This window comes from Candidatus Nitrosotenuis aquarius (assembly GCF_002787055.1).
In the GTDB taxonomy this organism is placed as follows: domain Archaea; phylum Thermoproteota; class Nitrososphaeria; order Nitrososphaerales; family Nitrosopumilaceae; genus Nitrosotenuis; species Nitrosotenuis aquarius.
The window spans coordinates 1,430,154-1,456,599 of the sequence record NZ_CP024808.1 but is presented as its reverse complement, the minus strand read 5'-3'; the positions used below and the strand labels follow the sequence as shown (position 1 = coordinate 1,456,599).

Genomic DNA, 26,446 nt, shown 5'->3' with positions numbered 1-26,446 from the left:
AAAAAAATTATTGAACTTGAATCGAGCTTGACTTTGGCTTTGGGGTAGGTGTTGCTTTTGGTATGGTAATACTCAACACGCCGTCGCTCAGCTTTGCAGAGGTCTTGTCTGAGACTACCTTTTCTGGCAGGGGTAGCGTCCTATAGTACGAGACCTCGCTTCGCTCCTTTCGCAGATAGTTCTTTTTCTTTTCTTCTTCCTCTTCTTTGTGCTGTGCAGATATTTCTAGTGAATTATCAAAGACATTCAGCTTTACTTCGTCCTTTTTTATTCCGGGCATCTCGGCTTTGACTACGTATTTGTCGCCTTCGTCCACTATGTCGCAGGACAGCGCAGACAATTTTTGCATCGACGGAAAGGAAGGAAAAGACGCAAACGATTTTTCAAACTCTTTTCTAAAGTTCTCAAATGCCTTATCTAGGCTTTGCCAGTTTAGAGGCCAAGCCGGTGCAAGTTCGGTTTTTTGTTTATCGTCCTTGGTCATTGGCGGTATGGTTGGCTTTGTTATTTATTACACAATAGCATAATTCTCAAATCTGAATTTCGTGTCATTTTTTCTCGGATTCGATGGAACCGCCATTTTTTGGAGACTTGATTTGCGGTTCCGGCTCTGGTTCCTTTAGTAGGTCTTTTCGAACCAATATTGGGACATTGTAAAATGTTGCAAGCGTTACGGCGTCAGAAGCGCGATAATACTTGAGCAAGACATCTTTTTTGCCAGTAAAGTACAGGTTTGCCCGGAAAATTCCGCCAGTCTCGTAAATTTTGACCTTGACTAGGACCAGCTCGTTTTCCTCGCACATTTGCTCAAACATGTTGTAAATGGTAGGTACTTGCTCGCGCTTGCCGTCCATGAAATTTGCTATGTATTGTGCAACTTCGGCAGAAAACGCAGTCATGTGGAATTCCTTTCCGTCAATTGATTTGAGGACAATTACGCCCAGATGATCAATTAGGCCTAGGCCTGAGATTGTGACGGTTTCATAGTCTGCGTCTTGCTGTTCGTCAATTTTCATCGAGTTTACCTAGTCGTTGAAAGATAAAATCAAAGAATATGATTTTCAGCACTGAAAATAAGGGGATTATTTTAGACTCTCAAGGGAGGATTCGGTGGCTTTTCTTATCTCGCCTAGGAGCTCTACTAGTGTTTGCTCGTTTTGCGGCCCCTGCTGTTTTAGCTCGGTGTTATAGTATTTCATCCATGAGTATGTGTGCTCTAGATTTTTTATCAGATCAAACGGCAAAATTGTCTGCTTGCCAGAAATAATCACAGAATCCCAGACGCTTGTAAAAAACGGCTTGTAGTCCTTGTATTTTGTAGACTCGTTTATGAATCGGATTTTCCTTGTGAGGTCTTCTTTGATTAACAGTAGGATTTTTTTTCTTGCGGAACTGTCCTCAGTTTTTTGCATCCTTCGATAAATCCAGTGCTCGACAAAGACTGCGCCAAAAATTATCACGGATAAAATTACTGATTCTATTATGAGCTCATTCCATTCTACCAAACTCACACCGCTATTGCACCATCAAATAAAAATCTTTGAGCAGCAATTCTCACACATATTTTGCAATCCCAAATTACAATCATGCAAAAATCTCAAGTTTGATAATTTACTTGATGATTTTATAATTCGCATTCTTTCAAAAACCAATGCAAAAAGAAATCTCGGATTATATGAAAAACCACATCGAGATGCTCCTAGGACAGACAAAGGCGTATCAGCCGTTTATCAAGACGGCATTTCCTGGCCTGAATCTGGCAGACGCATCCTTTAATGTTATAGTGGGCAACGCATTTTCCGTGTTTTTGGGCCAGTTTGCCATGAGGATGATCTCCCCAACAGAACAAGACTTTGCGGAATTCGGGCAGCTTGTGTCCGGGTACAGAAAGAAAGTTGACGAGATTTTTTCCTAGTCTATTGAGATTTTCTTTCCCTGAAACGCCTTTGGCAACACAATGACTAGTCTGCCATCGGAAAATTTAGCCGTGATTTTGCCAGAATCCACGTTTTTTGGCAGAGACGTGTTCTTTTTGAAATATTCATACTGGTAGCTTTTCTGGTGTTCATCGCAGTATGTCTCCTTTAGCTTTGCCTCTATCGTTATGGAATCCGAGTCGACAAAAACATTGATGTCTTTTTTGTCTACCAGAGGCAGATCAAACTCTAGCACCCATTTTGATTCGTGCTCCCTGATGCAGCTGAGCGGAGCCAGTACCTTTTGCTCCAGATCGTCGCCAAACCAAAAGACAGGATAAAACTCGTAGTCCATTTTCATCACCGGTAAATTGGCGGAACCTTTGGTGGTGCCTGCTTTTCCTGCAGCACATCAAGTGTTTCCTGCATCAGGTTTCTGTGCTGGATTCGCAAATAGTCAACTCGCTTTTGGATGTCCTTTGTATCGACCTGGATTTTTAGCACCTTGGCAAGAGACGTGATTGCAAAGATTGCTGCCTGCGGATCTGGAAAGAAAGGATGGCATGATGTATACAATACCAAAAGGGGAATCCCATAGTTGCTAAAAGTCGAAATCACGGTTGCGTCCGTTCCAATAATAGAGCCTGCCAAAAACTTGGGCACATCATTTTCATACATTAGTTTCTCAAATGATACATCAGTTGCAAGGCCGTACGTTTTTGCGTCCTTGGAATCGGTGCTTTGCGTGTCCACTCCGCTTGGAACAATTACTTTGCCGATTTTGTTTTTCTTACAAAACTGGGCAACAGACGAGACAAACTCGACTGCGACTTCGGGAAAAATTGGAATGTCAGATATTATTGCGTAAATGTTGTCCTTGCGGTAGATTCGAATTGGGCTGAGAATCTCACCGTTTTCCACAAATAGTGTTGGCGGCAAGTCAGGATGGCCGATATCTCCAACTAGCCTCATTTTTAGGTGCGATATCAGATACGATATGGTAAATGTGCCTATTAGGCCGTTTCCCGGAAAGCCAAGAAGAAGTATTTTTGCAGGCCTTTTTGCCGTCATTGTGTTATTTTTCTGACGCTAAGCTTGTAGCGCTTTTTTGCCCTCTTTGAGAGCAGGCGCATCAGCCTGCCAGAGATTTCATCAAAGACCTTGCTCAGATCGTATCCAGTTCTGGAAAACATGTACCTCTGGTGCGGAGTTATGATTGTTGTAGAGACGTCATAGTTGTATCTGCTTCCAGTTCCGTGGTGCTTTTTGACATAAACCTTGGCCTCCTGCACATCTGGATAGACTCGCTGGAGTTTCTCTAGTATCTTTGTGAATTTTTCCGCAATTATTCCAGAATTGTCTTCCTTTGGCATCCCTACAATAAAGAGAGGAACTTTGCTTTTGACTCGTGTGCTAAGCAAGTTCAAGATGTCTCTATATGTTATGATTCCCTGAAGCTGGTCCCACAACGACACAAGACAGAATGTCGTGTCTGCATGAAGCATCTCGTCTAGTATTTTGTTTAGGTCATCCATCGGCACACAGCTTGCCATTCTATTTGTACCAAGATTACCAACTGGCGATTCCAGCCTGTTTATTTTCTTTGATCCAATGTCTGCCTTTCCCACCCGCTCTGATGGAAGTATTGTATACAGCATGTGATGCGATGTGAGGACCTGGGAGATCTTGTCCTTTTTTACCACAGGGAGATGATCCAGTCTTTTGCTGCTCATCAGCATTCTTGCCGTGCTCAGTAGCGTGTTGTTTTCTATTACCAGAGGATTTGCCGTGAAAATCTGGTTTGCCTTTATCCATTTGTTGTCAAGGCCCGCCACCAGCTTGAGTATGTCTCTTGCGTGCACGACGCCTACGATCTCATCGTTTTCCACTACCGGTGCTGAGCGAATTCTATTGTGGGTCAAAATAGTTACTGCCTTTTCTATGGTATCGCCCCTTTGCAGGCTCGAGATTGGGTGCAAAAATGGCCTCACCTTCATGTGTGCAATGTCTTTTCCTAGGAGCAAGTCTCGCGTGTTTACGTTTAGAGTTACGTGTTTTTCCCTGCAAAATGCATCAAAGGAGTTGTTGTGTATTATAGAACTGATTGCCTCAGAAACAGTCGAGTCCGGCTGTATTATTACAGGTTTTTCAATTAAAGAGTCGATCTTTTTTTGCATTATTTGCGAAAAGTGATCATGGATTACATCTAGGCTCATGAAACTATTCCCAACAAGTCACAAATTAAACAAATGATACAATTTTCATCTCTGATATTCAGCGGTGAGATTCTTGTATCTATATTTAAAAAACTGCAAAACAACCAATATTTGTGAAGCTGAAAAACCCAAGCATAACCCAAGTAATCAGAAACGCGGTAACCGTAACTGATGGTATGACCCTGCTTGAGGCGCGCGAATTTCTGCTAAAGCACCGAGTCGGGCGGCTCCCGGTTCTGGACAAAAACAAAAAGCCAGTCGGAATCATAACGGAAAAAGACTTTGTTAGGGCAATCTACAAGTTTAATGGAAAGCACGTAAGCAAAATTCTGGTCCGCGACTTTATGTCAAAGGACTTGATCACAATAACAAAAAATGCTACAATTGTTGATTGCACCAGACTGATGCAAAAACACAAGATAAGCTCTGTTTTGGTCCTAGAAAAAAACAGACTGGCTGGAATCATAACAAAGACAGACATTGCGTCCGTGTTTTTGACCCAGTCGGCAGAGCCACTCCGGGTCTCAGACATAATGACCAAAGACGTCATAACTGTAATGCCTGCCGACTCGCTTTTGCTGGTGGAAAGCCTTCTAGTAAAGCACAAGATCTCCAGAATAGTAGTGCAGCGCAACAAAAAACCAGTTGGAATCATAACAAATCGCGACTTTATTCCAGCAAAGATGCCAAAATGGATCAGGGATTTTGCAGACCCAAAGGAAGTGGAAAAATACCAGACAAACCCAAATCCCGATGAATTCAGAATGAACCAATTATCCTACATTTTGTCGTTTAGGGCAGAGGACATTATGACACCAAACCCAGTCACAGTAAATTCCGACGACCAAGTGTCTTCTGCCGTACTAATCATGATAAGAAACGGAATCGGCGGCTTACCTGTTGTCAAAAAGTCGCTCTTGTGCGGAATAATAACAAAGTCAGATATTGTAAAGGCTATTGCCTAGTATACAGTCACTAGCCCGACTCGCCACGGGTGTATCGTACAAAAATAATGATACACACCAGGCTCTGAGAACTTGTATGCAAAGCGCTCGCCTGTCTTCAGAGCCTTGCTGTTAAAGAGAGACAAGACATTTCCCTTTTCGTCCTGGCTTTGGACAGTATGTGGAATGTTGTCATCATTTATCCACACTACCGTGGTTCCGCTTATTACCTGCAAGTTCAGCGGAATGTAGAATCCCGCATTGCCTGCCTCGGCATTGCCGTTTGGAATTACTACGTTTGCCACATTAGATGCCGGCTTGACTGCGGGCTTTGCCTCTACTTGGATTATGTTTTTCTCTATTAGGAATTTGATAGCATTGAGAAATTCTGTGTCTGTTATCTTGCCTTCAGTCCAGAACTTTGCCGTGTTTTTGACCCAGTCTGGCACGGATTCTGCATGTGCGAAGTTTGCGGCAAACAAAGACACTGTAAGAACGCAAAATAATGCAATTTTATGATTCAACAAGTAAACGCTGGAAAACTAGATTATAACATCAAAAGCTGAAATTCAGCTCTGATAATTACTATCCCTCAGATGCTGATTTTCCGCCGTCTATGTTCAGTACGGTTCCAGTAATCCACTTGGCGTCATCCGATGCCAGAAATATTGCGGCTTTTGAGACGTCTTCCGGATCACCAATTTTGTTTAGCGGTTGTCGCTCCTCGAGCACCTTGCGTGCCTGCGGGTCATCAAGGTACGGTTTGATCATGCCTGCGTTTATGATTCCAAGGTTTAGGCAATTGCACCTGATGTTTCTTCTTGCATATTCGACTGCAATGGATTTTGTGAACATGGAGATTGCTGCCTTGGTAGCTGAATATACGGCCAGGTGAACCCGCGGTATTGCGCGCTCACTGGATATTGATCCAATATTTATGATAGTGCCGTTTTTGTTGTCAAGCATTTTGGATATGACTGCTTTTGTGATGTTCAGTGTTCCCAGGATGTTTGTGTTTACCAGATCGGAAATGTCCGAGTCCTTCATCTCATGGAAGTGAATTGCGTCGTTTATTTTTGCGGCATTATTCACTAGTATGTCGATTTTGCCGTACTTGCCCACCACTTGATCTATTGTGCTTAGCACTTGAGAATTGTTCATAATATCGCACGCCATGGAGACTGCATTTCCCTTAATTGAGGCGCGGGCTTTTTCCAGGGATTGCAGGTTGCGCCCAAGCATTACAACTGTGGCGCCTTCTTCTGCAAATCTTTTGGACATGTCTGCGCCAATGTCGCTTGATGCGCCGGTAATTATTGCGATTTTGTTTTTGAGTTTCATGATTTTATCTACACCAAATTATCTTAAATCAGTTGTGCTCACTTGACTACCAGCACCGGAACTGGGGATTTGTGCAAGACATAGTTTGACACGCTTCCCAAAAAGACCTCCCTTACTGCACTACGCCCGCGCGATCCAATAACTATGAGATCAATTTTGTTGCTTTTGGCGTATTTTAGTATCATATAGCCAGGCGTCCCGTTTGCAATGATTTTGCTTGGATAGACGTTGTTTTTTCTGCAGACTAGTTCTGCCTTTTTTAGCATGGACTCGGCAAATCTTCGCTCCTCGATTTGGCACTTGATCGGGTCTACCGTCTGGACCTCTATGCTTGGAAAGACAGAGACTGAATACATTATGACGAGTTCGGCTTCAGACTTTTTTGCAAGAAATATTGCCGCATCTAGCGACCTAAACGAGTTATCAGAGCCGTCAAGCGGAGCCAGGATTTTCTTTGGTGCAAACAACACCACAAGTCCCAATCAAAATTACATAAACCGCAGGCAAGATTATCAGGCATGAATTTCAGTCCTGAGAATTAACCGACAAGGTCATAATGATATTATGCAAATTACATTCATTGGGCAAAGTATACGACTACAAGAACTGGAGCGAGATAGAATCAGCAACCACAAAGCTAGTAACAAAGCTACAGGGAAAAAAATTCAAGACAATCTCCACAATTAGCAGGGGCGGCCTAGTTCCGGCAAGGCTGGTAGCAGATAGACTAGGAATAAAGCAGATCCTAGTCGATGGCGAGTCAATACCAGAAGAATCGCTTTTTGTAGACGACATCTACGATTCCGGCGAGACATTTAGAAAAATAATACAGAGGGCAGAAAACCCGGACGAGTTGGTCTTTGCTACCATATACGCAAGAAGAAAAGACAGCTACCCAAAGCAGCTAGTCTATGCAGAGCTGACGCGAGACACGGAATACATTGTGTATCCGTGGGACAGATTTGAGCACGGAATGCCCTATGAGGCACACTAGTTACTGCGGCTTCATTCGCAACAGTATTTGTTCAGTTATTCTTCGCATTTCCGAATCAGAGCCAACACTGCACAATCTGACAATGTCAGATGTCGTGATCATTCCAACCAGAATGTTGTTTTGAACAGCCGGCATTCGGTGAATTTTTCTGGTCCTCATAAGCTGAGCGGCCTCCCAGACAGAGTCATCCGGATTTACCACCACGACAGGAGAAGACATTACATCCTTGACGCTAGTAGTGTATTGTTTTCCCTTTGCAACTACCCTCCTAGTCATGTCGCGCTCTGTTATGATCCCGGTAACAATTCCGTTTTCCAGTACAACTATTGCTCCAATTGACGCGTCATCCATCATTTTTGCAGCATCCTGAACAGTCATGGAGGAATCAATAGAGATGACGTTTTTTTTCATCACGTCTCGAACCAGTTCGGTCATGTGTAAAAATTCTAGAATGTCACTTAAAAGATCAGAACATGATTATCAGAACTGAATTCGCAGAATCAGGTTTGGTTTTTCTCTGATCTGTTAAATAGTAATGTTGCATAACCACTAAAGTTGGGAATACTGGAAAATCTCCACGAATTTGAGGCAAAAAAGGCAAAGGAATCACTGGACATGCTCCTAATAGACAGGAGCAACGAGTTCAAGGAGCTGGCAAAGGGAATGGGAATTCCAACCACGTCGCCAAGCTGGGAGCAGATAATTCTCAAGTTTTGTTTGGACTTTAATGAGTGCTTTAGAGTCATAACAACGCCCGAAGGCCCAAACGACACCACGGAGGACAGCCACAACAAAATTCACCAGTGCATGACCCTAATCAGGCAGATTGCCCGAGGAAAATCAAGCATGATAGAGATAACCCACCTCCAAAACCTAGCATACACCCTGGCAGAGGAATTCAAGACAATATACAAAAGGCTAAGCTAGGGCAGAACCGAGATCTGATTTTCTATCAAGTTTTTGTAAGCCCACTCTAGCAGCTCTCGCTTTTGGTGCGACCATTTCAAATGTCCTGCATATTCCGTTTTGTTTTGGATCAATCTCGGGTATGCACCAAGCGGGCACCGCTCAAAATTATCCACTATGTGCGCAATGATTTTTTCTCGATGGCCTGCCAGGTGCCGCATCCACTGGGATTTGTCAGCATACAAAAACTTGGGATTGTCACAGAAAACACAGCTTGCGCCATGATGCATGCTCATTTTACTATCAAAACCGAGCAAAGCGAGTGTTGCGCAATCTTTGAGGATATGCTTCCAAGCACGAATCGGAGTACTGCGCCAAGCCCCTTGCTGCCAACCACAATCAGATCAGCCCTTGTTGTTTTGGAGTACTGGATTATCTCGTTTGCGACATTGCCTTCCTTGGTAACTACATTTGGCTGGACTCCATGCAAAAGTGCGGTCTGGTATGCCTTTTCCAGCGCTTCTTGTGCGTATTTTCGCAGAATTTTGGTGTACTCAGAGCCTGCCAGAACGCTGGATTTTGCCGTCTTGTCCACCACATAGATTATCGAAAGTGTTGAATTGTGCTTTTTTGCCAGCTCGCACGCAATTTTTACTGCCTTGAGTGAGTATTTGGATCCGTCAATGCACACTAGGATTTTTGCAAACATAAAACAAGGATGTCAAAAAATGCATTTAACGATTTTTTAGATTATTACAACTGAGAAAGACGAGAAAGCACCGTCACTGTCTTGCATTTCCGTCCATACAAGCAGGTCTTGTACTATAATACCGCAACAGATCAAGTTAAGGCGGATCACAATTATCATGTGTGATAATCAGATTCATTTTTGATAATCAAAACAAGACGTTTAAATTAAAAAAGCCAAAATCACACATCATGATAAAAAATCAGATCAAGCGAATTCTTGTTCCAATGGACGGCTCAAAGACCTCGGAAAAAGCACTAGATGAGGCAATCGAGGTTGCGCGGGCAACACATGCCACCATATTGGGCCTAAACGTGATTCCGTTTCTACCAGCAGAATTCATGCCGGCAGTAGCACCATACAAGATTTACCAGAAAAAGGAAGCCGGATTGTTTTTGGAAAAGGCAAAATATCGAGCGGCAAAGCACGGGATTCTTTTTTCATATGCCATATTGTACGGCAGTCCAGTAGAGCAAATAATTGCAGTTTCAAAAAAGAAGAAAATTGATCTAATTGTGATTGGGGCGCGCGGAAAGGGACGGGTAAAGGAATTGTTCCTAGGCAGCGTTTCAAACGCAGTCTTGCACAAATCCCAGATTCCAGTATTATTGGTAAAATGATATACCAGAGAATTCTGGTGCCATATGACGGCTCTAAACATTCCAAAAAGGCACTGGCGCATGCAGCACAGATAGCAAAGTCAAGCGACGCGATAATCTATCTTTGTAGCATTATAACAACGCAGAATGTTGTTCCACCAGGCGCATTATTGGGCCTAGTAAAGGAGGCATCGCATGGAACACTGCAAAAAAGACTGATAACATCTGCAAAAATCCAGATGGAAAAAGAACATGTAGAGCAAATAAAATACTGCGACAAGATTGGCGTTCGTGCTTTTTCAAAAATCCTAGTTAGCGGAAACATTTCACAGGAGATCCTAGGTGTGGCAAGAAAAAAATCAGCCGACTTGATTGTCATAGGCAGCCAAGGACTGCACGGAGTTGCCAAGATAAAGTCACTTGGAAGTGTTAGCCGCAAAATTTCTGAGAATGCTAGCTGCCCTGTTTTGATTGTGCGCTGAATTTTTTTAAAATATTTTGCACTATAGCATCCGGCACTTGGTCGAATTTGCGATAAAACTGTCCCACAGATGAGAACTCCATAGGCGTCTCTAGAGATATTATTTGCACTCCGAATCTTTTGATTATCTCTGATGTGACATAGGGAATTACCGGCGTTGCAAGTATGATTTGCGTTGCTGATTTTTGTAGCCACTGTAAAATGGCGCAGGCTGTGGCACCTGTCGCAATGCCGTCATCTACTAGTATGACTGTTTTTTCTGCAAGGTCGTATTTTGTGTGGCCCCGATATGCCAAGATTTGCCGCATCACCTCTTGCTTCTTTTTTTGGATTTCCTCTTGGAACCTAGGCTCTGATCGGTATCGCTCCCACTCATGCCCAAAGTACATCATCCCATCATACGTGATTGCGCCAATTGCGTATTCTGGATAGCTAGGTGGTGTGATTTTCTTGGATATTATGACATCCAGTGGAATGCCAAGAATTTTTGCAAGCTCGGCGCCGACTATGACACCACCCCGGGGAATTGCAAGTATTACAGAGTTGGTGTTTTGGAGAAAGAGCAGTTTTTGAGCCAATAGTTTTGCTGCATGGATTCTGTCATGAAACATTACTTTACGATCAAGACCGGGATCGGGGATTTTTGCGACACATAATGCGATACGCTTCCCAGCACAAACTCACGCGCGTTGCTTTGCCCTCGCGAGCCCATTATTATGAGATCAGCCTTGTTGCTTTTGGCAAAATTGACCAGCTTGAATCCCTCGTTTCCGCAGAGAATTTTTTCTCGGAACAAGACTCCGTTTGTTGCGCACCTAAATTTTGCGTGCTCGAGTACTTTTTTTCCTGCAGATGCAAGGGCAGCCCCAAGCTTGGACTTGGGCCTTGCAACATTGACAGAAAATAGCGGAATTACAAATACGCCGGTAACCGTTCCCTGGTTTTGCCTTGCTAGATAAATTGCCTGATCTAGTGCAGCAAACGACGGCTTTGAGCCATCCAGTGCCACTAGAATGTTTTTGTGCTTCACTACACCACATCTGCACTAATCCAAATTAAAGATATGTAGTGATTTTCGAAATTGATTTTCAGCTTTGATAATTCGCATGAATGTGATATATCGGATTTTCCATGCAGAACCATGGCGCAAACCCAGCCCACAATCCTAGTCAAGGACATCATGACAAAGTCCCTGATAACGGTAGATTCTTCTTCCACGGTAAATGAGGCTGCCAAAATGATGGAAAAGGCAAAGGTCGGCTCGGTAATAGTTACCGAAAAAAACATCCCAGTTGGGATAATGACTGACAGGGACTTTGCAATCACGATAGCTGCCCACGCATATCCAATTCACACCAAGGTAAAGCAGGTCATGTCGTCGCCTTTGATTCACATAAGGTCAGACGACGAGGTCTGGACTGCGGCCGATCTGATGTATTCAAGAAAGATACGAAGACTGCCAGTACTGGACGAAGACGAGCTGCTTGGGATTGTTAGTGCGTCTGACTTTGTAAAATTGTACACGGTTTGCAACAGAGAAGACACAAGAAAGATGTACTTTCATGCATTGACCAAGATCTTTGATGAGAGTAGCGAATCTAGCTAATTAGATGAGCAAGCAGGTTTCCTACCAAATATGCAGCAGTTGCTGCAATTCCGCCAACAAGCAATGTCACAAGGCCTGATCGTATTAGTGATTTTTTGACAATTCTTCCCTTGATTACGCCAATTAGGAAAAATGCCACACTGGTTGATATGACAGAATAGGCAAAGATCTCAGAATTCAGATGTGCCCCGGCAAGATAAATGAACAAAAACGGGATCAGTGGGATTATTCCAATTATTACAAAGCCAAACATGGTGCTTGCTGCAGTGTCAAGCGGTCTTCTTCCGTCTTCTATTAGGCCTAATTCTTCTTTCATCATGGTATCAACCCAGACTTTTCTTCTTGCAGTGATCACCTTAACTATTTCCTCTAATAGTTCTGCAGTGAACCCCTTTTTTGCATAAATGTCTCGGATTTCTTGGCGTTCTGTTTCTTCCATGTTGTCTATTTCCCATTCCTCGCGCGCCCGTTCTTTTTGGATGTATTCTATTCGCGCTTTTGATGCTTGATAATTGCCGACTGCCATTGAAAACCCATCCGCAAACAAATTGGCAAAGCCCAGAATAACCACGATCATTGGCGATAGCGACGCTCCGATTGCGCCTGCTACAATGGCAAACGTGGTTACCGAGCCATCAAATGAACCATAAATGAAATCCTCAAAGTGCCACTTCATAATACAATACAACCAGAATCAAGTTAATAAGAAATAGAAAAAAATCAAAAATGATAATCTACTGGCCCATCATCATTTTGCCTTGACCCATCATGCTAGTCATGTTCATCATACCCATCATTTGCTGCATGTGTTGTGGGTCTTGTAACATCATTTGGTGCATTTGGTTTACTGTTGCAGGATCCATCATCATTTGGCCCATCATGTTTTGCATGTGGGTAGGATCATTCATCATCATTTGATGCATTTGCTGCATGTGTTCTGGATTGTTCATCATGGTGTCATGCATTTTCTGCATTGCCTGAGGATTTGCCATCATTTGGTTCATCCAATCATTCATGGCTGCAGGATCTGACATCATTTGCGACATCATTTGTTGGCGAGTCAGCGTCACATTTCCAGGACTGGACTGAAATACCGCATATCCAACTCCTAGCCCTGCAAAGAAAACTCCGACTACTATACCAATCCATATTGCTTGGCTTGCCATGAATCAGAGATTCTCATTTATCTATATACAGACAATACATGATTTTCAGTTCTGATAATCCCACCAAATTATCAAGTCTGAGATTTGTCGTTATTCCATAAATACGATTTTTGCAACACTATCGGCCATGTCCTCAATTCAGACAACATCTGAGGGAATCCCAGTAATAGTCCTAAAGGAGGGCTCCAAGCAGTCCAGAGGTAAAGACGCTCAAAAAAACAACATAAACGCAGCCAAGCTTGTAGCAGAAATCATCGCATCCAGCCTTGGCCCAAGAGGCATGGACAAGATGTTGGTTGATTCCATTGGCGATATCACCATTACAAATGATGGTGCGACCATTCTCAAGGAAATCGATGTACAGCATCCGGCTGCAAAAATGATGGTAGAGGTTGCAAAGGCAACTGATTCCGAGGTAGGTGACGGCACGACTTCGGCAGTAGTGATTGCAGGTGCTTTGCTAGAGAAGGCAGAGGGCCTAATTGACAATGACATTCACCCAGTAATCATTGCGGACGGCTACAAAAAGGCTGCAAAAAAGGCAATCTCGTTTTTGGGAGAAATTGCAAAAAAAGTAGACATTTCCGATAAACAGACATTTGAAAAAGTTGCTCGAACCTCGATGCTCACAAAGCTGGTTGCAGTAGAAGCAGCTGATCTGGCAAAGATAGTAGTCGATGCAGTCATATCAATAATGGAGGAGAAGGACGGCGGCTACAAGGCAAACATTACAAACGTCAAGGTGGAAAAAAAGACAGGCGGCTCTATTTCTGATAGCCAGCTAATCAACGGAATAGTGCTGGACAAAGAAGTTGTAAATAACAACATGCCAAAAAAAGTACAAAACGCAAAAATCGCGCTAATATCAGCTCCACTTGAGATAGAAAAAACGGAATTTGAGGCAAAAATAAACATCTCGACTCCAAACCAGATAAAATCATTCATGGAGGAAGAAAACCAAATCCTCAGGGAAATGGTGGAAAAAATAAGAAAAATTGGTGCAAGTGTTGTGTTGTGCCAAAAGGGAATTGACGACATAGTCCAGCACTATTTGGCAAAGGCAGGAATTCTGGCAGTTAGGCGAATCAAGGAATCCGACATGTCCAAGCTTGCAAAGGCAACAGGTGCCAGAATTGTTGGAAATGTAGATGACCTAACAGAAAAGGATCTTGGGCAAGCGCAAAACGTAGAGGAAAAGCAAATCGAAGAGGACAACTGGACCTATATCGAAGGATGCAAGAACCCAAAGGCAGTCACGTTTTTGGTCCGTGGCGGCTCGCAGCGAGTAGTAGATGAGGTAGAGCGGGCAATCCACGACGCGCTAATGGTAGTAAAGGACGTAATTGAAAGGCCATATTTTGTGCCTGGCGGAGGCTCACCTGAGGCATATTTGGCAACAAAGCTTCGAGTCTGGGCCCAATCGCTTTCCGGACGGGAGCAGCTTGCAGTGGAGAAATTTGCCGAAGCACTAGAATCAATCCCGATTTCGCTTGCACGAAATTCCGGCATGAATCCAATAGATGCAATTACACAACTAAGAGCAAAGCAGAGTGCCGGGGAAAAATACGCCGGAGTGGACGCAGTAAATGGAGTAATTGGCGATATTGAAAAAATCGATGTGCTAGAGCCAATCAAGGTAAAAGAGCAGGTAATCAAATCCGCAACAGAGACAGCAAACATGATTCTGCGAATAGACAACGTAGTGGCAGTGTCCAGGGCTTCATCTCCACCACAGATGCCAGGCCAGTCGCCCGGAATGTACTAGTTGAAAAAGATCATAATAACAAAGGCGAACGGGCAAAAGGCAGAGTTTGATCCAAACAAGGTCGTAACAACATGCATCAGGGCTGGAGCAGATCCGGCAATTGCAAAACAAATTGCAAGACAAGTTCACTCTAGGGTTCGCTATGGAATGACCACAAAGGAGATCTACAAAATTGTATTACGATTCCTATCAGAGAATGCTACTCCTGCCATAAAGCAAAGGTACCGCCTAAAGGAATCCATAATGAAGCTAGGCCCTGCAGGCTTTTCCTTTGAATACTACATAGGGCAAATCTTGCGGCACTATGGATACAAGGTTCTATCAGTTGGCGCAAAAATCCAAGGAAGATGTGTCATACACGAAGTAGATCTATCCCTAGAGTCAAGCGATGAGAAAATATGGCTAGCAGAATGCAAGTACCATAACTTTCCTGGCAGATATACGGGCCTCAAGGAATCGCTGTACACCCACGCACGATTTTTGGACCTTGCAGACAAGTTTGACGGCGAAATGCTTGTGTGCAACACCAAGGTTTCGCCTGAGGCAATAACATACGCAACATGCATAGGCCAAAAGCTTCTTTCGTGGAGATTTCCACCGCAGATGGGCCTAGAAAAAATGATTGAGGAAAAAAAGCTCTATCCAGTTACTATTTTGGGCCCAAACAAAAGGGAGCTGGAATTATTATCAAAAAGCAACATGATGATAGCAAAGGATCTGCTCGATATCGACATTTACGAGTTTGCGCAAAAAACAAGGCTCCCAATCAAAAGGCTGGTAGCCATGCAGCGCCTAACAAACCAGATAATCAGCTAATTTAGAAATTTTTTTACTTGTGTAATGTTGTTTTGGATGATACCTGCTGATTTGCGCAATTGCTCTCTTTCTTGTTGTGTAATAGGAATTTCATGAATTTGCGCAATTCCGTCTTTGGTTATTGTGACTGGGACTCCCATGCACAAGTCTTTGATGCCATACTGCCCATCAAGCAATACAGATGCGGCAATTTCTAGCGGCTGACTTTTGATCATAGAATCTATGGCATCAAAGGTGTTTTTTGCAATTCCATAAACGGAGCTGCCCTTGTAGTCCCGCAAGGACTTCCAATAAGACCTAACAGATGCAGTTATTCTCATCCTTTGTTGCTCATCTAAAATATCATTCACTGGCGTGCCGCCAAATTTAGCGCAAGAAAAAATTGGCACCATGGAATCGTCGTGCTCGCCCATCACCAGTGCATCTCTTATTTGGGACTGGTCTGTGCCAAACTCTTTTGCCAGCATATACCTAAATCTTGCAGAGTCCAGGCTTGATGCTATGCCAAGAACATTTTTTGAGGCTAGGTTACCCCTTTTTTGCACCAGATACGTCATCACATCCACAGGGTTTGTGACTACCAGAACCTTTGATGATGGTGCAAACTCCGAGATTTTGCGAGAAACGTCTGTGATCATTTTTGCCTGATCAAGCATTACATCGCTTCGTGTCTTGATGTGAGGTGCAACGCTTGCCGCAATCACACAAACATCAGAGTTTTTAATTTTGGAATAATCCGACGTGCCAAAAACAGAGATTGTGGAATTTTTTGGGATTGCGTTTGTTATATCCAGAGCCTCGCCTATTGCCCTTTTTTCATTCCTATTTACTAATACTATATTATCAAGGCCGGAAGAACCGCACAAAAACGCAATTGCAGAGCCGACTTTGCCTGCGCCAATTATTGATATCATTTTATTCTGTTAGGCCCACTCGCTTTATCTGAATTGTGCCTAGGAGTTGCTTTGTTTCCGCAATGTCATAGTACTGGTAGACGGCTTCCTTGTTGCTCTGTAGTACAATGGTGTCTTCCTGGCCTGGCTCGAGCAGCTTGGTCTTGATCCCAATTGGGTCAACATAAAATAGGTGAGGCTTTGTGTCGGCATTTTTAACAGTCAAAATGTATGCAAATTCCGTTCTCGATATCAGATCTGGGTTTGTGCCAGAGTTTCCTATTGTACCAACAACTACTGTTTTACCATCAATGTTTCTAAATTCCAGGGTTTGCTTGATCTCTTCTGGAAAGAAAATGTTGACGTGCCGTACGTTTCCCTGGCCTGCAAATAACACTATACCGCCAAATGCCGCAATTGCGACAATTAGGGCAATCGCTACAAATCTTTTTTCGCTGCTCACAGGAATGGTTTTTTGAGCATGTTATTTGTAATGCGGATATAATTTTCAAAAATGAGATTCAAAAATAAGAAAAGGGATTAGTTTCCCTTGTTTGTGCTTTTTCTGGCACCGGTTCCCCTGTTTGTGACGCGCACCATTCCTTCCGTGGATGGTCGTGCCCGTGGTGCAGGAAGGTCTTTGAGTGCCATGGTTCTGTCCCCTCTTCCCAAGGAAAGAGTGATGTTTTTGCCAATCTTGGCCAGTCTTTCTTGTTGGGCTTTTCTGTATTCGTCTCCTGCCCAGTTCTGGGATGAGACATCCGCTTCTCGCTTGCCGGTTCCGCGTCCTGTGACTTTGGTTACTTTCATGGTGTGATTTGGCTTGCAAATTATTTAGAAACTAGGTACACACTGCATTGCAAAGCAAGAATGGAAGGAAGGCGAAGAAAGCAATTGGGGAAACAGGAATCAGCTACTCCTCCCTTCCAATGGTATGGTTTAGTGTTTTTTCTATTTAATGAGGGTCCTGATTTTCAGTGCTGATAATGGAATATCCACTAAACATAAAGCAATTTGATTTTGAAAAAATGCAATGGCCGAGCTAAAGCGTCACCTGGGACTATTCCACACCACAATGTATGGCGTGGGCCTCATTCTGGGTGCTGGAATCTACGCGCTAATTGGAGACGCAGCTGGCGAGGCGGGGAACTCTGTTTGGCTATCATTTGTTCTTGCTGCAATTTCTGCGGTATTTACCGGCCTAAGCTATGCAGAATTGTCGTCAATGTATCCAAAGGCAGCTGCGGAATATTTGTTTGTAAAAAATGCGTTTAAGAGCAATTTTGTTGCGTTTTTGGTTGGCTGGCTGACACTGTTTGTTGCAGTAATATCGGCCGCGGCAATCGCACTAGGATTTGGGGGATACTTTACACAATTATTCCAAATTCCAATTGTTCTTGCAGCAGTTCTAATTATTGGGATACTGACATTTGTGAATTATTTTGGAATTCGCGAGTCCTCATCGATGAACATTGTATTTACCATAATAGAAGCAGCTGGTCTTGTCATTGTAATTTGGGCAGGCATGACCATCACGGGAGTAGAAATTGATTATTTTGAGATGCCGTATGGATTTTCAGGAATATTTTCCGCATTTACGCTCGTGTTTTTTGCCTATATCGGATTTGAAAACATTGCAAACATTGCAGAAGAGATAAAAAATCCAAGAAGAGTTCTTCCCAGGGCCATAATTTTGGCAATATCCATTACCGCCATAGTGTACATTTTGGTCTCAGTCTCTGCCGTACGGGTATTGGATTGGCAGGCACTAGACGCATCATTTGCACCACTGTCCGATGTGATAAAGACGGCATTGGGGGAAGAGTGGGGCTTTGGAATTTTGATCATAGCTCTTTTTGCCACAACAAACACAGTTCTGATAATGCTGGTATCAGGGTCTAGAATTTTGTACGGCGTATCAGTGGACAAGGCGCTGCCTACAATATTTTCTGCAATTCACCAAAAAAGAAAGACGCCGTGGGTTGCGGTGATTTTGATTGGAGCGCTGTCTGCGGGATTTGTTTTTGTTGGAGATATTGGGACAGTTGCAAACATTTCTGTCTTTGCCATAATCATGGTCTTTGTCTTGGTGAATCTCTCTCTGATTTGGCTGCGCTACAAAGAACCAAATGCGGATCGACAGTTCAAGTCGCCAGGAAATATTGGCAAGTTTCCGATATTAGCAGCACTTGGAATCATAACTCCGATTCTTGGAATCATTCAGTTTGATCCCTTTGTTATACTGATGGGCCTAGGAGTAGTAGCTAGCGGTGCATCATTCTATTTCATCTACAACAAAATAAAAAAAGAAAATTGATTATTTCAGATACTTGTCTATTACGCCAGAAAACACGGATGCCGGCTGAGATCCAGAGATTTTCTCGGTTTCACCATTAGGGCCAACAATTAGAAATGTTGGAGTGCCTTGTGCACCGGCAGAAGACGCCACAGACAGATTGTGTTTGATTCTATCCGAGTATTTACCAGAGTCTAGGCAGGAATTGAATTGTGTTGAATCCAGTCCCAAATCCGTGGCAAATTTCTTCAGGTTTTCTGTGCTTGCCCATCCGCTTCCGATCCCGCCCTGGCTGGAATAGAGTTTGTTGTGGTATTGCCAGTACTTTCCTTGCTCGTCTGCGCAGTATGATGCAATTACCGCAGAATCCGAGTCTGCGCCCAAAAACGACAGGTCAACGAAGATCAGGTTTGCCTTGCCAGGCGCGATATATTGCGACTCAATTGTGGGCTTTTCCTTTGTAAACCAGGAATAGCATTTTGGACATTGATAGTCGCCAAACTCTATTATGGTTAGCTTGGCGTCAGCTGAGCCCTGAATTGGGGATGCCATGGAGATGTCGACTCCGCCAATCATCTTTGGCTTTTCTGACATTTTGTGGTCGGACATTTTTTTGTCCATCATCTTTTTGTCTGTCATTTTCTTTTTGTCCGGCATTTTGTCTGTCATCTTTTCTGTTGTCTTTTTCTTGACTGGCTTTTTTTTGATTTCCTTCTTTTTGGTATCTTTTTTGTCGTCCATTTTCTTGTCAGTCATTTTTTTCATGACTTTTTCTGCATCTGATGGTTTTGCCTCCATTGCGCTTGCATGCGAGCTAATCATCATCGATATCAATGCAGCCGACAAGAAAAATGCAAGAATTGTTTTCATTGTACTACAGAATCAAAATTTTGCATTTAATGATTTTTCCAGATCTGGGTTTAATTTGGGAAAACGCTTTAGTAATTTTTAATACAATCAGTATTGATTCGGTTCAAGGCTGAATTATTCAGTCAGTTCCTTTTCCCCTACAGTTTTGAATCGAATCCTTAACAATAATTCCATACAAACATCGCAGATCAGACAAAATTTGCAAAATCGGATTCGATTTTCGAATCTAATGGCAAAGCTTTAATCTAGTTTTTTGAGGCTGCAGCTTGGGGAGAACTTGAATCGTCAGTACAGTCCACTGGAAATATGCAATCATATCCTAACACTTGACGAATCCATCAGATTTGTGGGTAGAATCAAGGACAAAAAGGTAGTCGCATTTGCAAGAAACACTACCAAGGCGCCACTGCTTGACTCGGAGCTAGGCAACATGGCGCATTACTGGGCGTCAATCAAGGCAGGAGTCGAAGAAATGTTTGACGGCCCGTTGGGCAAAACAAACTGGATGATTACTGCAAAAGAACGGGTAAAACTAGTGACATTATTCCTAGATGACGGCCTGCTAATATTTTCACTAGAAGTGGACTCTGACCATGACGGGATAATCAAGCAGATCCAAGGCCTGAATATTTCATTATAAAAAAAAGAGATTATGGTTGTGTTGCGTATCCGCGCTGTATTAGAATTCCCGCAGTTCCTTCAGATACACAGATTGCGTTACCGTTAGATTTTTTGAGCATTAGTTGTAGGCCTTCGTTGCACTGAACTTGGCTTGGCTCTACGCCTTCTTCCATCTGCTTTAGTGGTGCCAGTACTGGTCCATCGACAGAATCTTCCATGGCATCTTCCATGGAATCTAGCACTACCTCTACAAACGGACAGTTGACTATGAATCCGCCAAGCGCAGTTGTCAGCTTCTCATTTGATGCAGCCTCCGTGATTTCTGCTGTCGTAGTCAGAAACGATGCAGATTCTGTGTCAACCCAGGTTACCGTCTGGATTCTCCAAAATGGAGAATAGAACTCGTCGCCTTCCTGAGTTGAGCCTATGCTTGCCTGAAATCCTGCCGGGCCTGTGCCTGTAATGCCGTTTGTGAAAACATACAGATCAGATGCCGCAGAAGACACCAGGGTCTTGCCTATTTTCTCAACATGTATGACACCTAGCATCTCTGCTACCTCTGGCGATGATGCATCGGTTGCAATATAGTAAATTGTAGAGCCGTCCGGTCCAAATCCCCTATGTGCAACAAATGTTACCACCATGTTTTCTGTGTCAATTTCTAGGACTTGGCCACCACCATATGGAGTGTCGTCACCTAGTTCTGGATTTTCTCGAATTGGTAATGCACCGCCCTCCCATTGAATGAATGGGCAATTCACTATTACTCCGGTTTCCTCTATTGACAGCTCGCCTGCCTGTTGCGCTGCAATGATTTCATCTTCCGATGTTAGCTCTCTTGCGTTGGCTTCATCAGTCCAAGTCACATGCAGTACAGACCATGCAGGGCTATATTGTGAGTCTCCTGGCTGCGAATCTGCAACGTTTGGCTGGAATCCGGCTGGGCCTGGACCCTCAACTCCGTTTGTAAACTCGTAGATTTGTGCAAGAGCATCTGCTGGCGTGTTTTTGAGTGCTGGTGTGTATACTACTCTAAATCCTGTCAGCTCGCTTAGATGATCAGCTACTTCCTCATGTGATGCCTCTGTTGTAATATAGAACACTTCGTTGCCATCTGCATATCCCATGATTAGTGGAATATCAAGTGGGACTGACGTGTCTAAGAGTTCTTGCACTGCAGCATTTGCTGTTAGTGTAGAGCCCGAAAACAACAATGCAACACTGAAAACTAGTGCCGATACTGTCTTGATCTGTTTAGATCGGTTTACGTTTTGCATTGGTAAAGTGATCGGAGTTTGGCATTTAAGGATTGTACCAAATCTAAATGATATCATGATATCATTTATCATAATACTTATATTATGCTAGCATGATATCATTTTCATGGCAAACATGCGACTGCTACAGACAAAGGCAGACAGAGAAACCAAGTCTAGGTTCTGGTATCTCTTTGCTGATAGCCGTGGGGCAGCAAATCGCAGAAAGATAATGATTTATCTCAAAAATAATTTGGCAAACGCAAACCAGCTTGCACATCATTTTGAGTTGGACTATAAGGCAATTCGCTTCCACCTTAGAATCCTAGAAGAAAACAACTTGGTAAAGAACAGTGGCCATGGATACAGCGACTATTACTTTGTGGCGCCATACTTTGAGTTAAACGAGGAAATGTTTTGGGAGATCAATACCATGATAGAAAAAGAGAGAGCAATGATCTGATGGAAAAGCTAAAACTAGTAATAAAATTTGGCAAAAAAATCCTACACACAAACAAAGCAGACCATGCAAAGGCAGAATGCCCCATTTGTAACAGAGAGATCAATCCATATTGGGAATCAAAGTATGGAGGACTGCGAGCCACATGTCCTGTATGCAAGGCAAACTGGGCGGAGTCATAATATGCAATCATACAATACAATGTCGATTTTATATTCAGCTGGAGGCGAAGAATTCCGTTGACCCGCGACATACTAGTCAGGGGACTAGACGAGGAGGTTCACTCAAAGATCGCTAACGCATCAGAACAGCTTGGCATGTCAGTCAATTCCATAATCAAGGACGCTGCAGACAAGTGGGTTTCTCAGCTAGGCAAAGAGCGCCACAGACACGATCTGATATTATATTCTGATGATGAATCACTCAAGTATCTATTATCAAAGATGAATGAGCTGACAGAGACCAATTGGTTCAAGATTTGCTGCGGACCTCCAAAACATCTAGGCATCACAACGCTTGCAAAATACAACTGGCTTGATGGTACCATAAAGCCATACGAAAAATTCTACCAAAATCCGACAGAATATGCAAAAAAAATAATTGATTCCATAAAGCCCCAGAAAAACAAACAGCTTTTGATTGCTGCATTTCTGACGGGGGATTTGGCAAATGATTCTATAAAAAAATCAGCCAAGTTCTGCGAGTGGTACGACAAAAAACATGTTCCAGGAATAACTCATTGCATTGCCCTAACAGAAACAATAATGCAGAACAAAATTGAGGATATTCTAGAACTATTCAACTGCCACGAGCAGATCTTTGTTGTCAAAAACAAGACCCTGCACAGGCTGCGTGTGACTGAAGAGAACTTTTACACCCTAGTAGTCTAGACCGAAAAATCCGAATAAAACATGTCATCATATGGCATTAGCGATATTCCAATTGCCAGTGGGATTAGGAACAATCCAATTCCAATTGCTGTGAGTATTATTCCAAGCCACAGGCAGCTCTTTGCCCTTTTTGGATCATCGTCTTTAATTACAAAATACGCAATCACTCCACCAATGACATTGAACAAAATCGGCAGCAAAAACCACCAGGCGCTTCTGCGTTTTACTTCCATGGTATAATCACCAGACCTGATCTAAAAAACATTAGTCATCATAGGTACTTGTCTAACGGAAATTTTTTTGCGCCTGGGATTTTGGCAATCTCAAATCCCTCTTGGTGCTTGTCCAGCGGCCGTGTAGCATCTATTCCGAGTTTTGCAGTGAGTAGGTTTTTCTGATCACTTGACGGGTCCAGACTAGAGCCTCGTACCTTTTCTATTATGGTAAGGTTTCTGTCCGCCTGGAATCTTGTCGCCATTGCATATTCTACCTGTACTGGGTCGGATGGGTCGATGTCGTCATCGACTATAGTTACCATTTTGAGTGAGCGATGGGCTGCAAATGTTTCTGCGATCGCCTTTTTGCCGTCGTCCTTGTTTTTCTTTGATATTTGTACAACGGCGTGGAGCCAGTTGCATCCACCATCAGACATGACGACTTTATTTGTCTGCGGAATTTTCTTTTTGACGTCTCGGTTCAGCTTGGACTCGATCGGCATTCCCATTAACAGTCGGTGTTCTGCAAAGCCTGCCAAAATATCGTGAAATATTGCATTGTTCCTATAGTAGAGATTTTCCAGCTCAAAGACCGGCTGGGCCCGGACAAAATCATATGTCCGAAGCATTTCGACCATCCATTCCTTGTGGGTTTTATCAGAGAGAATTTTACCCTCCATTACGATTTCCGTTCCAGACGGAACCATCCTTCCAGAATACGGTAATTTGGTTAGTGTGAGCTTGCCGCCCAAAATCGCGTTTGCAATATCCAGCTCGTCTTCACCCCATTCCGCCTGATATGCTCCTGCAATGGATACTGCTGGATGAACGCCGACAGTTATTGCTACTTTGAGGTCCTCACCATGCTCTTTGGCATCCATAAACGAGCGGTGCAGGTGTCTGCCTTCCACCATTCTGACAGAAAAGTGCGTTTTGTCTATTGGCATTAGTCTATGAAATGACGAGTTTTGCGTCTTTTTCTCATAGTTTTGCGAGTAAATTATAGAAGACGTGATGAATGGTCCAGATTCTTTTTCAAAATGAGTAACTATTGGTAAAATGGACAGGTCGTGCGACTTGTTTTCAAAGAACTTGCCAGATGACGTTACCTTGGGCTTTTTTGCATGTGAAATAGCCGAGATTACCTTTTGGTGAATGGTATCTTCTGTGCCAGAGACTGCCTTTGCAAATCTGGCCCGATTCCCAACCAGGTTTGCAACCAGCCTTAGCTTGCTTTCTTTAATATTTTCAAATAGAATTGCGTTTGCATCGTCCACCTGTGCAGTAAGCGATGCAATTTCAAATTTAGTAGAGACCTTTTTTGATATTGTGTGCAGCTGGCCCATCTTTTTTACTAGACCGATGTAGCTACGCAGGTCCGTCATTTCCTTATTGCCTCCGTTATCTTCTCAATTAGAACCTTGCTTGGGCCTGCGCCAAGTTCCTTTTGTGCCGACAGCGACACAACGCAAATGCCGCGAACCTCAGATGCCATCTTTTGCGATATAAGCTTTAGAAACATCAGGTCTGCTCGTATTGGAATAATCTCAGATGATACTGGCGTCGGTCCGGTTGCAATTGATATGATCATACCACCGATCCGCATCAGACCTTCAGAAATTGAAATGAAAAAAGCGTTTTCGTACTTTAAGATTTTGACATCGAATTTCCGATTTTCTGTCTCCACAGTCATGCTGTGGTCAGAACTTGACATTAAATGCCAGATGAGACTTATGCCTTTATTGCTATCGCTTCTTCTGGTTGGGCCTCTACCTGGATTGCAGCTTTGGAGAACTTGGAAGTCTTGGCCTTTCTAGTTGTTTTTGCAACCTTGGCAGTCTTTGCCTTTGTTGCTCTTGCCTTTTTTGGCTTGGCTTCTACAACTATTGGCTCTTCAACTTCGACAGTCTCTTCCACTGTTTCAATGGAGTTGATTCCTGTTGCTTCTTGAGCTTCGGCTTCAACTCTAGCGCGCAGCTTGGCCTTGTATTTGAGATTTCGTGGTTTTGTTCTCAGTCTGTAGCCACAGCATGGGCACCAGAGACCTTCCCATTTGATGAAGATTTCACAAATTTGACAACGTCTTTGACCTGAAGCATAACGTCCAGTTCCTACCGGCTTTTGTGCCTTGTATCTGGAGCAAATTCCCTTACACGTCATATTTTGTCAGCATATTATAGGAATCGCAAATATTTAAGCATGGATCCATATTTTTTACATATTTTTTGGGAAAAGAATATAGAAATTTTAACCGATCTTGCCGATCAGCTTGATCAATTTGACAAAAACTCGAAAAGTTGTATAAATATCTAACGATTTTTTTACGCACAGTATTACACGTACTTGGAGCCTGAGTTTGGGTTGTTTTTGAGTGTTTTTTTAATTTAGATCCTAGCCTGTGCGTGACAACGGCAGCACAAAGTGCCTATAGCCCTCCCTTTGCGCAATGAACCTAGCTGAAAGCATATCGCGCTTGCCACGTTTGTTGTAGTTTTTGATTTTCTTTGTTGTCTTTCTCTCATCTACAAATTCCAGCTCAAAGTGAGAGCAGAACTTGAGGTTTAGCTGCGTGGTGATTTGCTTTGCTACCTGCATGTTGCCGTTTCCAATTCGCACCAGCTTGCGCTCTGCTCGAAGGCCTCCAAGGATTTTTGCGACATGTGATGCTAGATCTTCTGGAGACGTGTACAGTCCGCGCTCTATTTCCCTGCCAAAATAGCTGACCGATATTCCTATTCGCTGCCCCGGATCTATTCCAATTAATAGCTCAGACGGGTTTAGTCCCGAGTCCAGCTTTTCTATAATAATTCCTTGGATTACTGTCGGGTCCTGCTGGAGAATCTCTTCATTTAGGATTGCTTGACTTGCAAATCTAGGCGACTCGCCCTCTGTTGTAAATATGAGGCTTCCTGGATATGTTGGGATCTGATCGGGCACGATAGAGTCGTATTCTAGGTTCAAAAACCTGAGTGCCTTGACAAACTGAAAGTAGGATTTACCCTGGGTGGTGGCAATACCAATACGACATTGTTGTACGGTGCTGATACTGTTTGTGATACAATAAGCGATTTAAGGCTTTACAGCTTGAGAATTGTTGACACTACGCTGTCAACTGCTTCATTAAACTTGGAATCAATGGTTGCACGTGTTTTATCCAGTTTTGCTGCACCGTCTGCTGCTATTTTCTTTGCCTGGCTTTCCGCTCTTACCCGGGTCTCTGAGATCATGGCTTCTGCTTCTTGCATTGCCATCTGGGTTACCTTTTCTCTAAGGGAGTCGATCTCTTTTTGGGCGTGTGTACTGAGGCTTTTTTTCATATCTGCCACCTTGATGTTTAACGAGTCCAGATCGTCCTCTAGTTCTGCTAGGGACTTGATAATTTTGCTTACCTTGGAATCTGCAACTACGCTTTGAGCTGGTGCGTCCTTCATACAGCTAAAACCCGCC

Annotated in this window: 41 protein-coding genes; 14 read left to right on the top strand and 27 right to left on the bottom strand. The window is 43.3% G+C overall.

What is annotated here, in order from left to right; all coding sequences use genetic code 11:
* Positions 1 to 7: 7 nt before the first annotated feature.
* From NAQ_RS08485 to NAQ_RS08475, 3 genes are all read right to left on the bottom strand, one after another.
* The gene (locus NAQ_RS08485) at positions 8 to 484 is read right to left on the bottom strand and encodes an Hsp20/alpha crystallin family protein (RefSeq protein ID WP_100183109.1); all 477 of its coding nucleotides are present in this window, start codon (positions 482 to 484) and stop codon (positions 8 to 10) included.
* 64 nt (positions 485 to 548) lie between these two features.
* The gene (locus NAQ_RS08480) at positions 549 to 1,016 is read right to left on the bottom strand and encodes a bifunctional nuclease family protein (RefSeq protein ID WP_100183108.1); all 468 of its coding nucleotides are present in this window, start codon (positions 1,014 to 1,016) and stop codon (positions 549 to 551) included.
* A gap of 66 nt (positions 1,017 to 1,082) precedes the next feature.
* Positions 1,083 to 1,505 (bottom strand): hypothetical protein, encoded by a 423-nt coding sequence (locus tag NAQ_RS08475; RefSeq protein WP_100183107.1) that lies wholly within the window; start codon positions 1,503 to 1,505, stop codon positions 1,083 to 1,085.
* Between the two features lie 146 nt (positions 1,506 to 1,651).
* Between NAQ_RS08475 and NAQ_RS08470 the strand changes: the two genes are divergently transcribed.
* Positions 1,652 to 1,915: a hypothetical protein gene (locus NAQ_RS08470; RefSeq protein WP_162858715.1), complete on the top strand. Its 264-nt coding sequence runs from the start codon at positions 1,652 to 1,654 to the stop codon at positions 1,913 to 1,915.
* Here the strand turns inward: NAQ_RS08470 and NAQ_RS08465 are convergent.
* Genes NAQ_RS08465 through NAQ_RS08455 form a run of 3 tightly spaced genes read right to left on the bottom strand, consistent with a single transcriptional unit; the run spans position 1,912 to position 4,132 of the window.
* Positions 1,912 to 2,271, bottom strand: a complete 360-nt coding sequence (locus NAQ_RS08465; protein ID WP_245871598.1) for an Hsp20/alpha crystallin family protein — start codon at positions 2,269 to 2,271, stop codon at positions 1,912 to 1,914. The two genes, NAQ_RS08470 and NAQ_RS08465, sit on opposite strands and share 4 nt — an antisense overlap.
* A 5-nt stretch (positions 2,272 to 2,276) precedes the next feature.
* Positions 2,277 to 2,987 carry a proteasome assembly chaperone family protein gene (locus tag NAQ_RS08460; RefSeq protein ID WP_100183104.1) on the bottom strand — a complete coding sequence of 237 codons (711 nt, stop codon included), beginning with the start codon at positions 2,985 to 2,987 and terminating at the stop codon, positions 2,277 to 2,279.
* Complete coding sequence (locus NAQ_RS08455; protein WP_100183103.1) at positions 2,984 to 4,132, bottom strand: CBS domain-containing protein; 1,149 nt, start codon at positions 4,130 to 4,132, stop codon at positions 2,984 to 2,986. Before NAQ_RS08455 ends, NAQ_RS08460 begins: the two co-directional genes overlap by 4 nt.
* 113 nt (positions 4,133 to 4,245) lie before the next feature.
* Here NAQ_RS08455 and NAQ_RS08450 point away from each other — a divergent pair, with 113 nt between their 5' ends.
* The gene (locus NAQ_RS08450) at positions 4,246 to 5,097 is read left to right on the top strand and encodes a CBS domain-containing protein (RefSeq protein WP_100183102.1); all 852 of its coding nucleotides are present in this window, start codon (positions 4,246 to 4,248) and stop codon (positions 5,095 to 5,097) included.
* Here NAQ_RS08450 and NAQ_RS08445 read toward each other — a convergent pair.
* The 3 genes from NAQ_RS08445 to NAQ_RS08435 all read right to left on the bottom strand — a co-directional run bounded on the left by NAQ_RS08445 (position 5,094) and on the right by NAQ_RS08435 (position 6,890).
* Complete coding sequence (locus NAQ_RS08445) at positions 5,094 to 5,600, bottom strand: cupredoxin domain-containing protein (protein ID WP_100183101.1); 507 nt, start codon at positions 5,598 to 5,600, stop codon at positions 5,094 to 5,096. The two genes, NAQ_RS08450 and NAQ_RS08445, sit on opposite strands and share 4 nt — an antisense overlap.
* Before the next feature lie 61 nt (positions 5,601 to 5,661).
* The gene (locus NAQ_RS08440) at positions 5,662 to 6,417 is read right to left on the bottom strand and encodes an SDR family NAD(P)-dependent oxidoreductase (protein WP_100183100.1); all 756 of its coding nucleotides are present in this window, start codon (positions 6,415 to 6,417) and stop codon (positions 5,662 to 5,664) included.
* Positions 6,418 to 6,455: 38 nt separating this feature from the next.
* On the bottom strand, positions 6,456 to 6,890 hold the full coding sequence (locus NAQ_RS08435) for a universal stress protein (protein WP_245871776.1): 435 nt from the start codon (positions 6,888 to 6,890) through the stop codon (positions 6,456 to 6,458).
* A gap of 107 nt (positions 6,891 to 6,997) precedes the next feature.
* Between NAQ_RS08435 and NAQ_RS08430 the strand changes: the two genes are divergently transcribed.
* Entirely contained in the window at positions 6,998 to 7,411 is a 414-nt protein-coding gene (locus NAQ_RS08430) for a phosphoribosyltransferase (RefSeq protein WP_245871596.1), read from the top strand.
* Here NAQ_RS08430 and NAQ_RS08425 read toward each other — a convergent pair whose 3' ends face one another.
* A complete protein-coding gene (locus NAQ_RS08425; RefSeq protein WP_100183097.1) occupies positions 7,412 to 7,846 on the bottom strand; it encodes a CBS domain-containing protein in 435 nt (144 codons plus the stop codon).
* 120 nt (positions 7,847 to 7,966) lie between these two features.
* On the opposite strand from NAQ_RS08425, the gene NAQ_RS08420 reads away from it, so the two are divergent.
* Positions 7,967 to 8,338: a hypothetical protein gene (locus NAQ_RS08420; protein WP_100183096.1), complete on the top strand. Its 372-nt coding sequence runs from the start codon at positions 7,967 to 7,969 to the stop codon at positions 8,336 to 8,338.
* Here NAQ_RS08420 and NAQ_RS08415 read toward each other — a convergent pair.
* Both NAQ_RS08415 and NAQ_RS08410 read right to left on the bottom strand, forming a co-directional pair.
* Positions 8,335 to 8,613 (bottom strand): hypothetical protein, encoded by a 279-nt coding sequence (locus tag NAQ_RS08415; protein ID WP_162858714.1) that lies wholly within the window; start codon positions 8,611 to 8,613, stop codon positions 8,335 to 8,337. The two genes, NAQ_RS08420 and NAQ_RS08415, sit on opposite strands and share 4 nt — an antisense overlap.
* A complete protein-coding gene (locus NAQ_RS08410) occupies positions 8,610 to 9,026 on the bottom strand; it encodes a universal stress protein (RefSeq protein WP_100183094.1) in 417 nt (138 codons plus the stop codon). Before NAQ_RS08410 ends, NAQ_RS08415 begins: the two co-directional genes overlap by 4 nt.
* Positions 9,027 to 9,256: 230 nt before the next feature.
* Here NAQ_RS08410 and NAQ_RS08405 point away from each other — a divergent pair, with 230 nt between their 5' ends.
* Entirely contained in the window at positions 9,257 to 9,685 is a 429-nt protein-coding gene (locus NAQ_RS08405) for a universal stress protein (RefSeq protein ID WP_100183539.1), read from the top strand.
* Positions 9,682 to 10,146 (top strand): universal stress protein, encoded by a 465-nt coding sequence (locus NAQ_RS08400; RefSeq protein WP_100183093.1) that lies wholly within the window; start codon positions 9,682 to 9,684, stop codon positions 10,144 to 10,146. Before NAQ_RS08405 ends, NAQ_RS08400 begins: the two co-directional genes overlap by 4 nt.
* Here NAQ_RS08400 and NAQ_RS08395 read toward each other — a convergent pair.
* A complete protein-coding gene (locus NAQ_RS08395) occupies positions 10,118 to 10,756 on the bottom strand; it encodes a phosphoribosyltransferase (protein WP_100183092.1) in 639 nt (212 codons plus the stop codon). The genes NAQ_RS08400 and NAQ_RS08395 overlap by 29 nt on opposite strands.
* On the bottom strand, positions 10,756 to 11,175 hold the full coding sequence (locus tag NAQ_RS08390) for a universal stress protein (RefSeq protein WP_100183091.1): 420 nt from the start codon (positions 11,173 to 11,175) through the stop codon (positions 10,756 to 10,758). Before NAQ_RS08390 ends, NAQ_RS08395 begins: the two co-directional genes overlap by 1 nt.
* A gap of 111 nt (positions 11,176 to 11,286) precedes the next feature.
* Between NAQ_RS08390 and NAQ_RS08385 the strand changes: the two genes are divergently transcribed.
* A complete protein-coding gene (locus NAQ_RS08385; RefSeq protein ID WP_100183090.1) occupies positions 11,287 to 11,751 on the top strand; it encodes a CBS domain-containing protein in 465 nt (154 codons plus the stop codon).
* On the opposite strand, the gene NAQ_RS08380 is transcribed toward NAQ_RS08385, so the two are convergent.
* Positions 11,744 to 12,427: a VIT1/CCC1 transporter family protein gene (locus NAQ_RS08380; protein WP_100183089.1), complete on the bottom strand. Its 684-nt coding sequence runs from the start codon at positions 12,425 to 12,427 to the stop codon at positions 11,744 to 11,746. The genes NAQ_RS08385 and NAQ_RS08380 overlap by 8 nt on opposite strands.
* Before the next feature lie 58 nt (positions 12,428 to 12,485).
* Positions 12,486 to 12,917 carry a hypothetical protein gene (locus NAQ_RS08375; RefSeq protein ID WP_100183088.1) on the bottom strand — a complete coding sequence of 144 codons (432 nt, stop codon included), beginning with the start codon at positions 12,915 to 12,917 and terminating at the stop codon, positions 12,486 to 12,488.
* Between the two features lie 127 nt (positions 12,918 to 13,044).
* Here NAQ_RS08375 and thsB point away from each other — a divergent pair, with 127 nt between their 5' ends.
* On the top strand, positions 13,045 to 14,682 hold the full coding sequence (gene thsB / locus NAQ_RS08370; protein WP_100183087.1) for a thermosome subunit beta: 1,638 nt from the start codon (positions 13,045 to 13,047) through the stop codon (positions 14,680 to 14,682).
* Entirely contained in the window at positions 14,683 to 15,498 is an 816-nt protein-coding gene (locus NAQ_RS08365) for an ATP cone domain-containing protein (RefSeq protein ID WP_119571117.1), read from the top strand.
* On the opposite strand, the gene NAQ_RS08360 is transcribed toward NAQ_RS08365, so the two are convergent.
* From NAQ_RS08360 to NAQ_RS08350, 3 genes are all read right to left on the bottom strand, one after another.
* Entirely contained in the window at positions 15,495 to 16,412 is a 918-nt protein-coding gene (locus tag NAQ_RS08360) for a malate dehydrogenase (RefSeq protein WP_100183086.1), read from the bottom strand. The two genes, NAQ_RS08365 and NAQ_RS08360, sit on opposite strands and share 4 nt — an antisense overlap.
* A gap of 1 nt (position 16,413) precedes the next feature.
* Positions 16,414 to 16,854, bottom strand: a complete 441-nt coding sequence (locus tag NAQ_RS08355; RefSeq protein WP_100183085.1) for a cupredoxin domain-containing protein — start codon at positions 16,852 to 16,854, stop codon at positions 16,414 to 16,416.
* Between the two features lie 77 nt (positions 16,855 to 16,931).
* A complete protein-coding gene (locus NAQ_RS08350; RefSeq protein WP_100183084.1) occupies positions 16,932 to 17,201 on the bottom strand; it encodes a hypothetical protein in 270 nt (89 codons plus the stop codon).
* 223 nt (positions 17,202 to 17,424) lie between these two features.
* On the opposite strand from NAQ_RS08350, the gene NAQ_RS08345 reads away from it, so the two are divergent.
* Positions 17,425 to 18,708 (top strand): APC family permease, encoded by a 1,284-nt coding sequence (locus tag NAQ_RS08345; RefSeq protein WP_100183083.1) that lies wholly within the window; start codon positions 17,425 to 17,427, stop codon positions 18,706 to 18,708.
* On the opposite strand, the gene NAQ_RS08340 is transcribed toward NAQ_RS08345, so the two are convergent.
* Positions 18,709 to 19,557: a DsbA family protein gene (locus NAQ_RS08340; RefSeq protein ID WP_100183082.1), complete on the bottom strand. Its 849-nt coding sequence runs from the start codon at positions 19,555 to 19,557 to the stop codon at positions 18,709 to 18,711.
* 277 nt (positions 19,558 to 19,834) lie between these two features.
* Here NAQ_RS08340 and NAQ_RS08335 point away from each other — a divergent pair, with 277 nt between their 5' ends.
* Positions 19,835 to 20,197, top strand: coding sequence for a hypothetical protein (locus NAQ_RS08335; protein WP_162858713.1), 363 nt, complete (start codon positions 19,835 to 19,837; stop codon positions 20,195 to 20,197).
* 10 nt (positions 20,198 to 20,207) lie between these two features.
* Here the strand turns inward: NAQ_RS08335 and NAQ_RS08330 are convergent, their stop codons facing one another.
* Positions 20,208 to 21,455, bottom strand: coding sequence for a DUF7482 domain-containing protein (locus NAQ_RS08330; RefSeq protein ID WP_100183080.1), 1,248 nt, complete (start codon positions 21,453 to 21,455; stop codon positions 20,208 to 20,210).
* Positions 21,456 to 21,561: 106 nt separating this feature from the next.
* Between NAQ_RS08330 and NAQ_RS08325 the strand changes: the two genes are divergently transcribed.
* Genes NAQ_RS08325 through NAQ_RS08315 form a run of 3 tightly spaced genes read left to right on the top strand, consistent with a single transcriptional unit; the run spans position 21,562 to position 22,784 of the window.
* Positions 21,562 to 21,897, top strand: a complete 336-nt coding sequence (locus NAQ_RS08325) for an ArsR/SmtB family transcription factor (RefSeq protein ID WP_100183079.1) — start codon at positions 21,562 to 21,564, stop codon at positions 21,895 to 21,897.
* Positions 21,897 to 22,076: a hypothetical protein gene (locus tag NAQ_RS08320; protein WP_100183078.1), complete on the top strand. Its 180-nt coding sequence runs from the start codon at positions 21,897 to 21,899 to the stop codon at positions 22,074 to 22,076. The genes NAQ_RS08325 and NAQ_RS08320 overlap by 1 nt, the downstream gene beginning before the upstream one ends.
* A 57-nt stretch (positions 22,077 to 22,133) precedes the next feature.
* Positions 22,134 to 22,784, top strand: coding sequence for a hypothetical protein (locus tag NAQ_RS08315; protein ID WP_100183077.1), 651 nt, complete (start codon positions 22,134 to 22,136; stop codon positions 22,782 to 22,784).
* Here NAQ_RS08315 and NAQ_RS08310 read toward each other — a convergent pair.
* From NAQ_RS08310 to NAQ_RS08285, 6 genes are all read right to left on the bottom strand, one after another.
* Positions 22,781 to 23,017: a hypothetical protein gene (locus NAQ_RS08310; RefSeq protein WP_100183076.1), complete on the bottom strand. Its 237-nt coding sequence runs from the start codon at positions 23,015 to 23,017 to the stop codon at positions 22,781 to 22,783. The two genes, NAQ_RS08315 and NAQ_RS08310, sit on opposite strands and share 4 nt — an antisense overlap.
* Before the next feature lie 38 nt (positions 23,018 to 23,055).
* Positions 23,056 to 24,384, bottom strand: a complete 1,329-nt coding sequence (locus NAQ_RS08305; protein WP_100183075.1) for a UbiD family decarboxylase — start codon at positions 24,382 to 24,384, stop codon at positions 23,056 to 23,058.
* Positions 24,381 to 24,713, bottom strand: coding sequence for a hypothetical protein (locus NAQ_RS08300; protein WP_100183074.1), 333 nt, complete (start codon positions 24,711 to 24,713; stop codon positions 24,381 to 24,383). The genes NAQ_RS08305 and NAQ_RS08300 overlap by 4 nt, the downstream gene beginning before the upstream one ends.
* A 17-nt stretch (positions 24,714 to 24,730) precedes the next feature.
* Complete coding sequence (locus NAQ_RS08295) at positions 24,731 to 25,159, bottom strand: hypothetical protein (RefSeq protein WP_245871595.1); 429 nt, start codon at positions 25,157 to 25,159, stop codon at positions 24,731 to 24,733.
* Between the two features lie 231 nt (positions 25,160 to 25,390).
* Positions 25,391 to 25,960 carry a RuvC family protein gene (locus NAQ_RS08290; protein ID WP_177585578.1) on the bottom strand — a complete coding sequence of 190 codons (570 nt, stop codon included), beginning with the start codon at positions 25,958 to 25,960 and terminating at the stop codon, positions 25,391 to 25,393.
* A 116-nt stretch (positions 25,961 to 26,076) separates the two neighbouring features.
* Complete coding sequence (locus NAQ_RS08285; RefSeq protein WP_100183072.1) at positions 26,077 to 26,430, bottom strand: hypothetical protein; 354 nt, start codon at positions 26,428 to 26,430, stop codon at positions 26,077 to 26,079.
* Between the last annotated feature and the right edge of the window lie 16 nt (positions 26,431 to 26,446).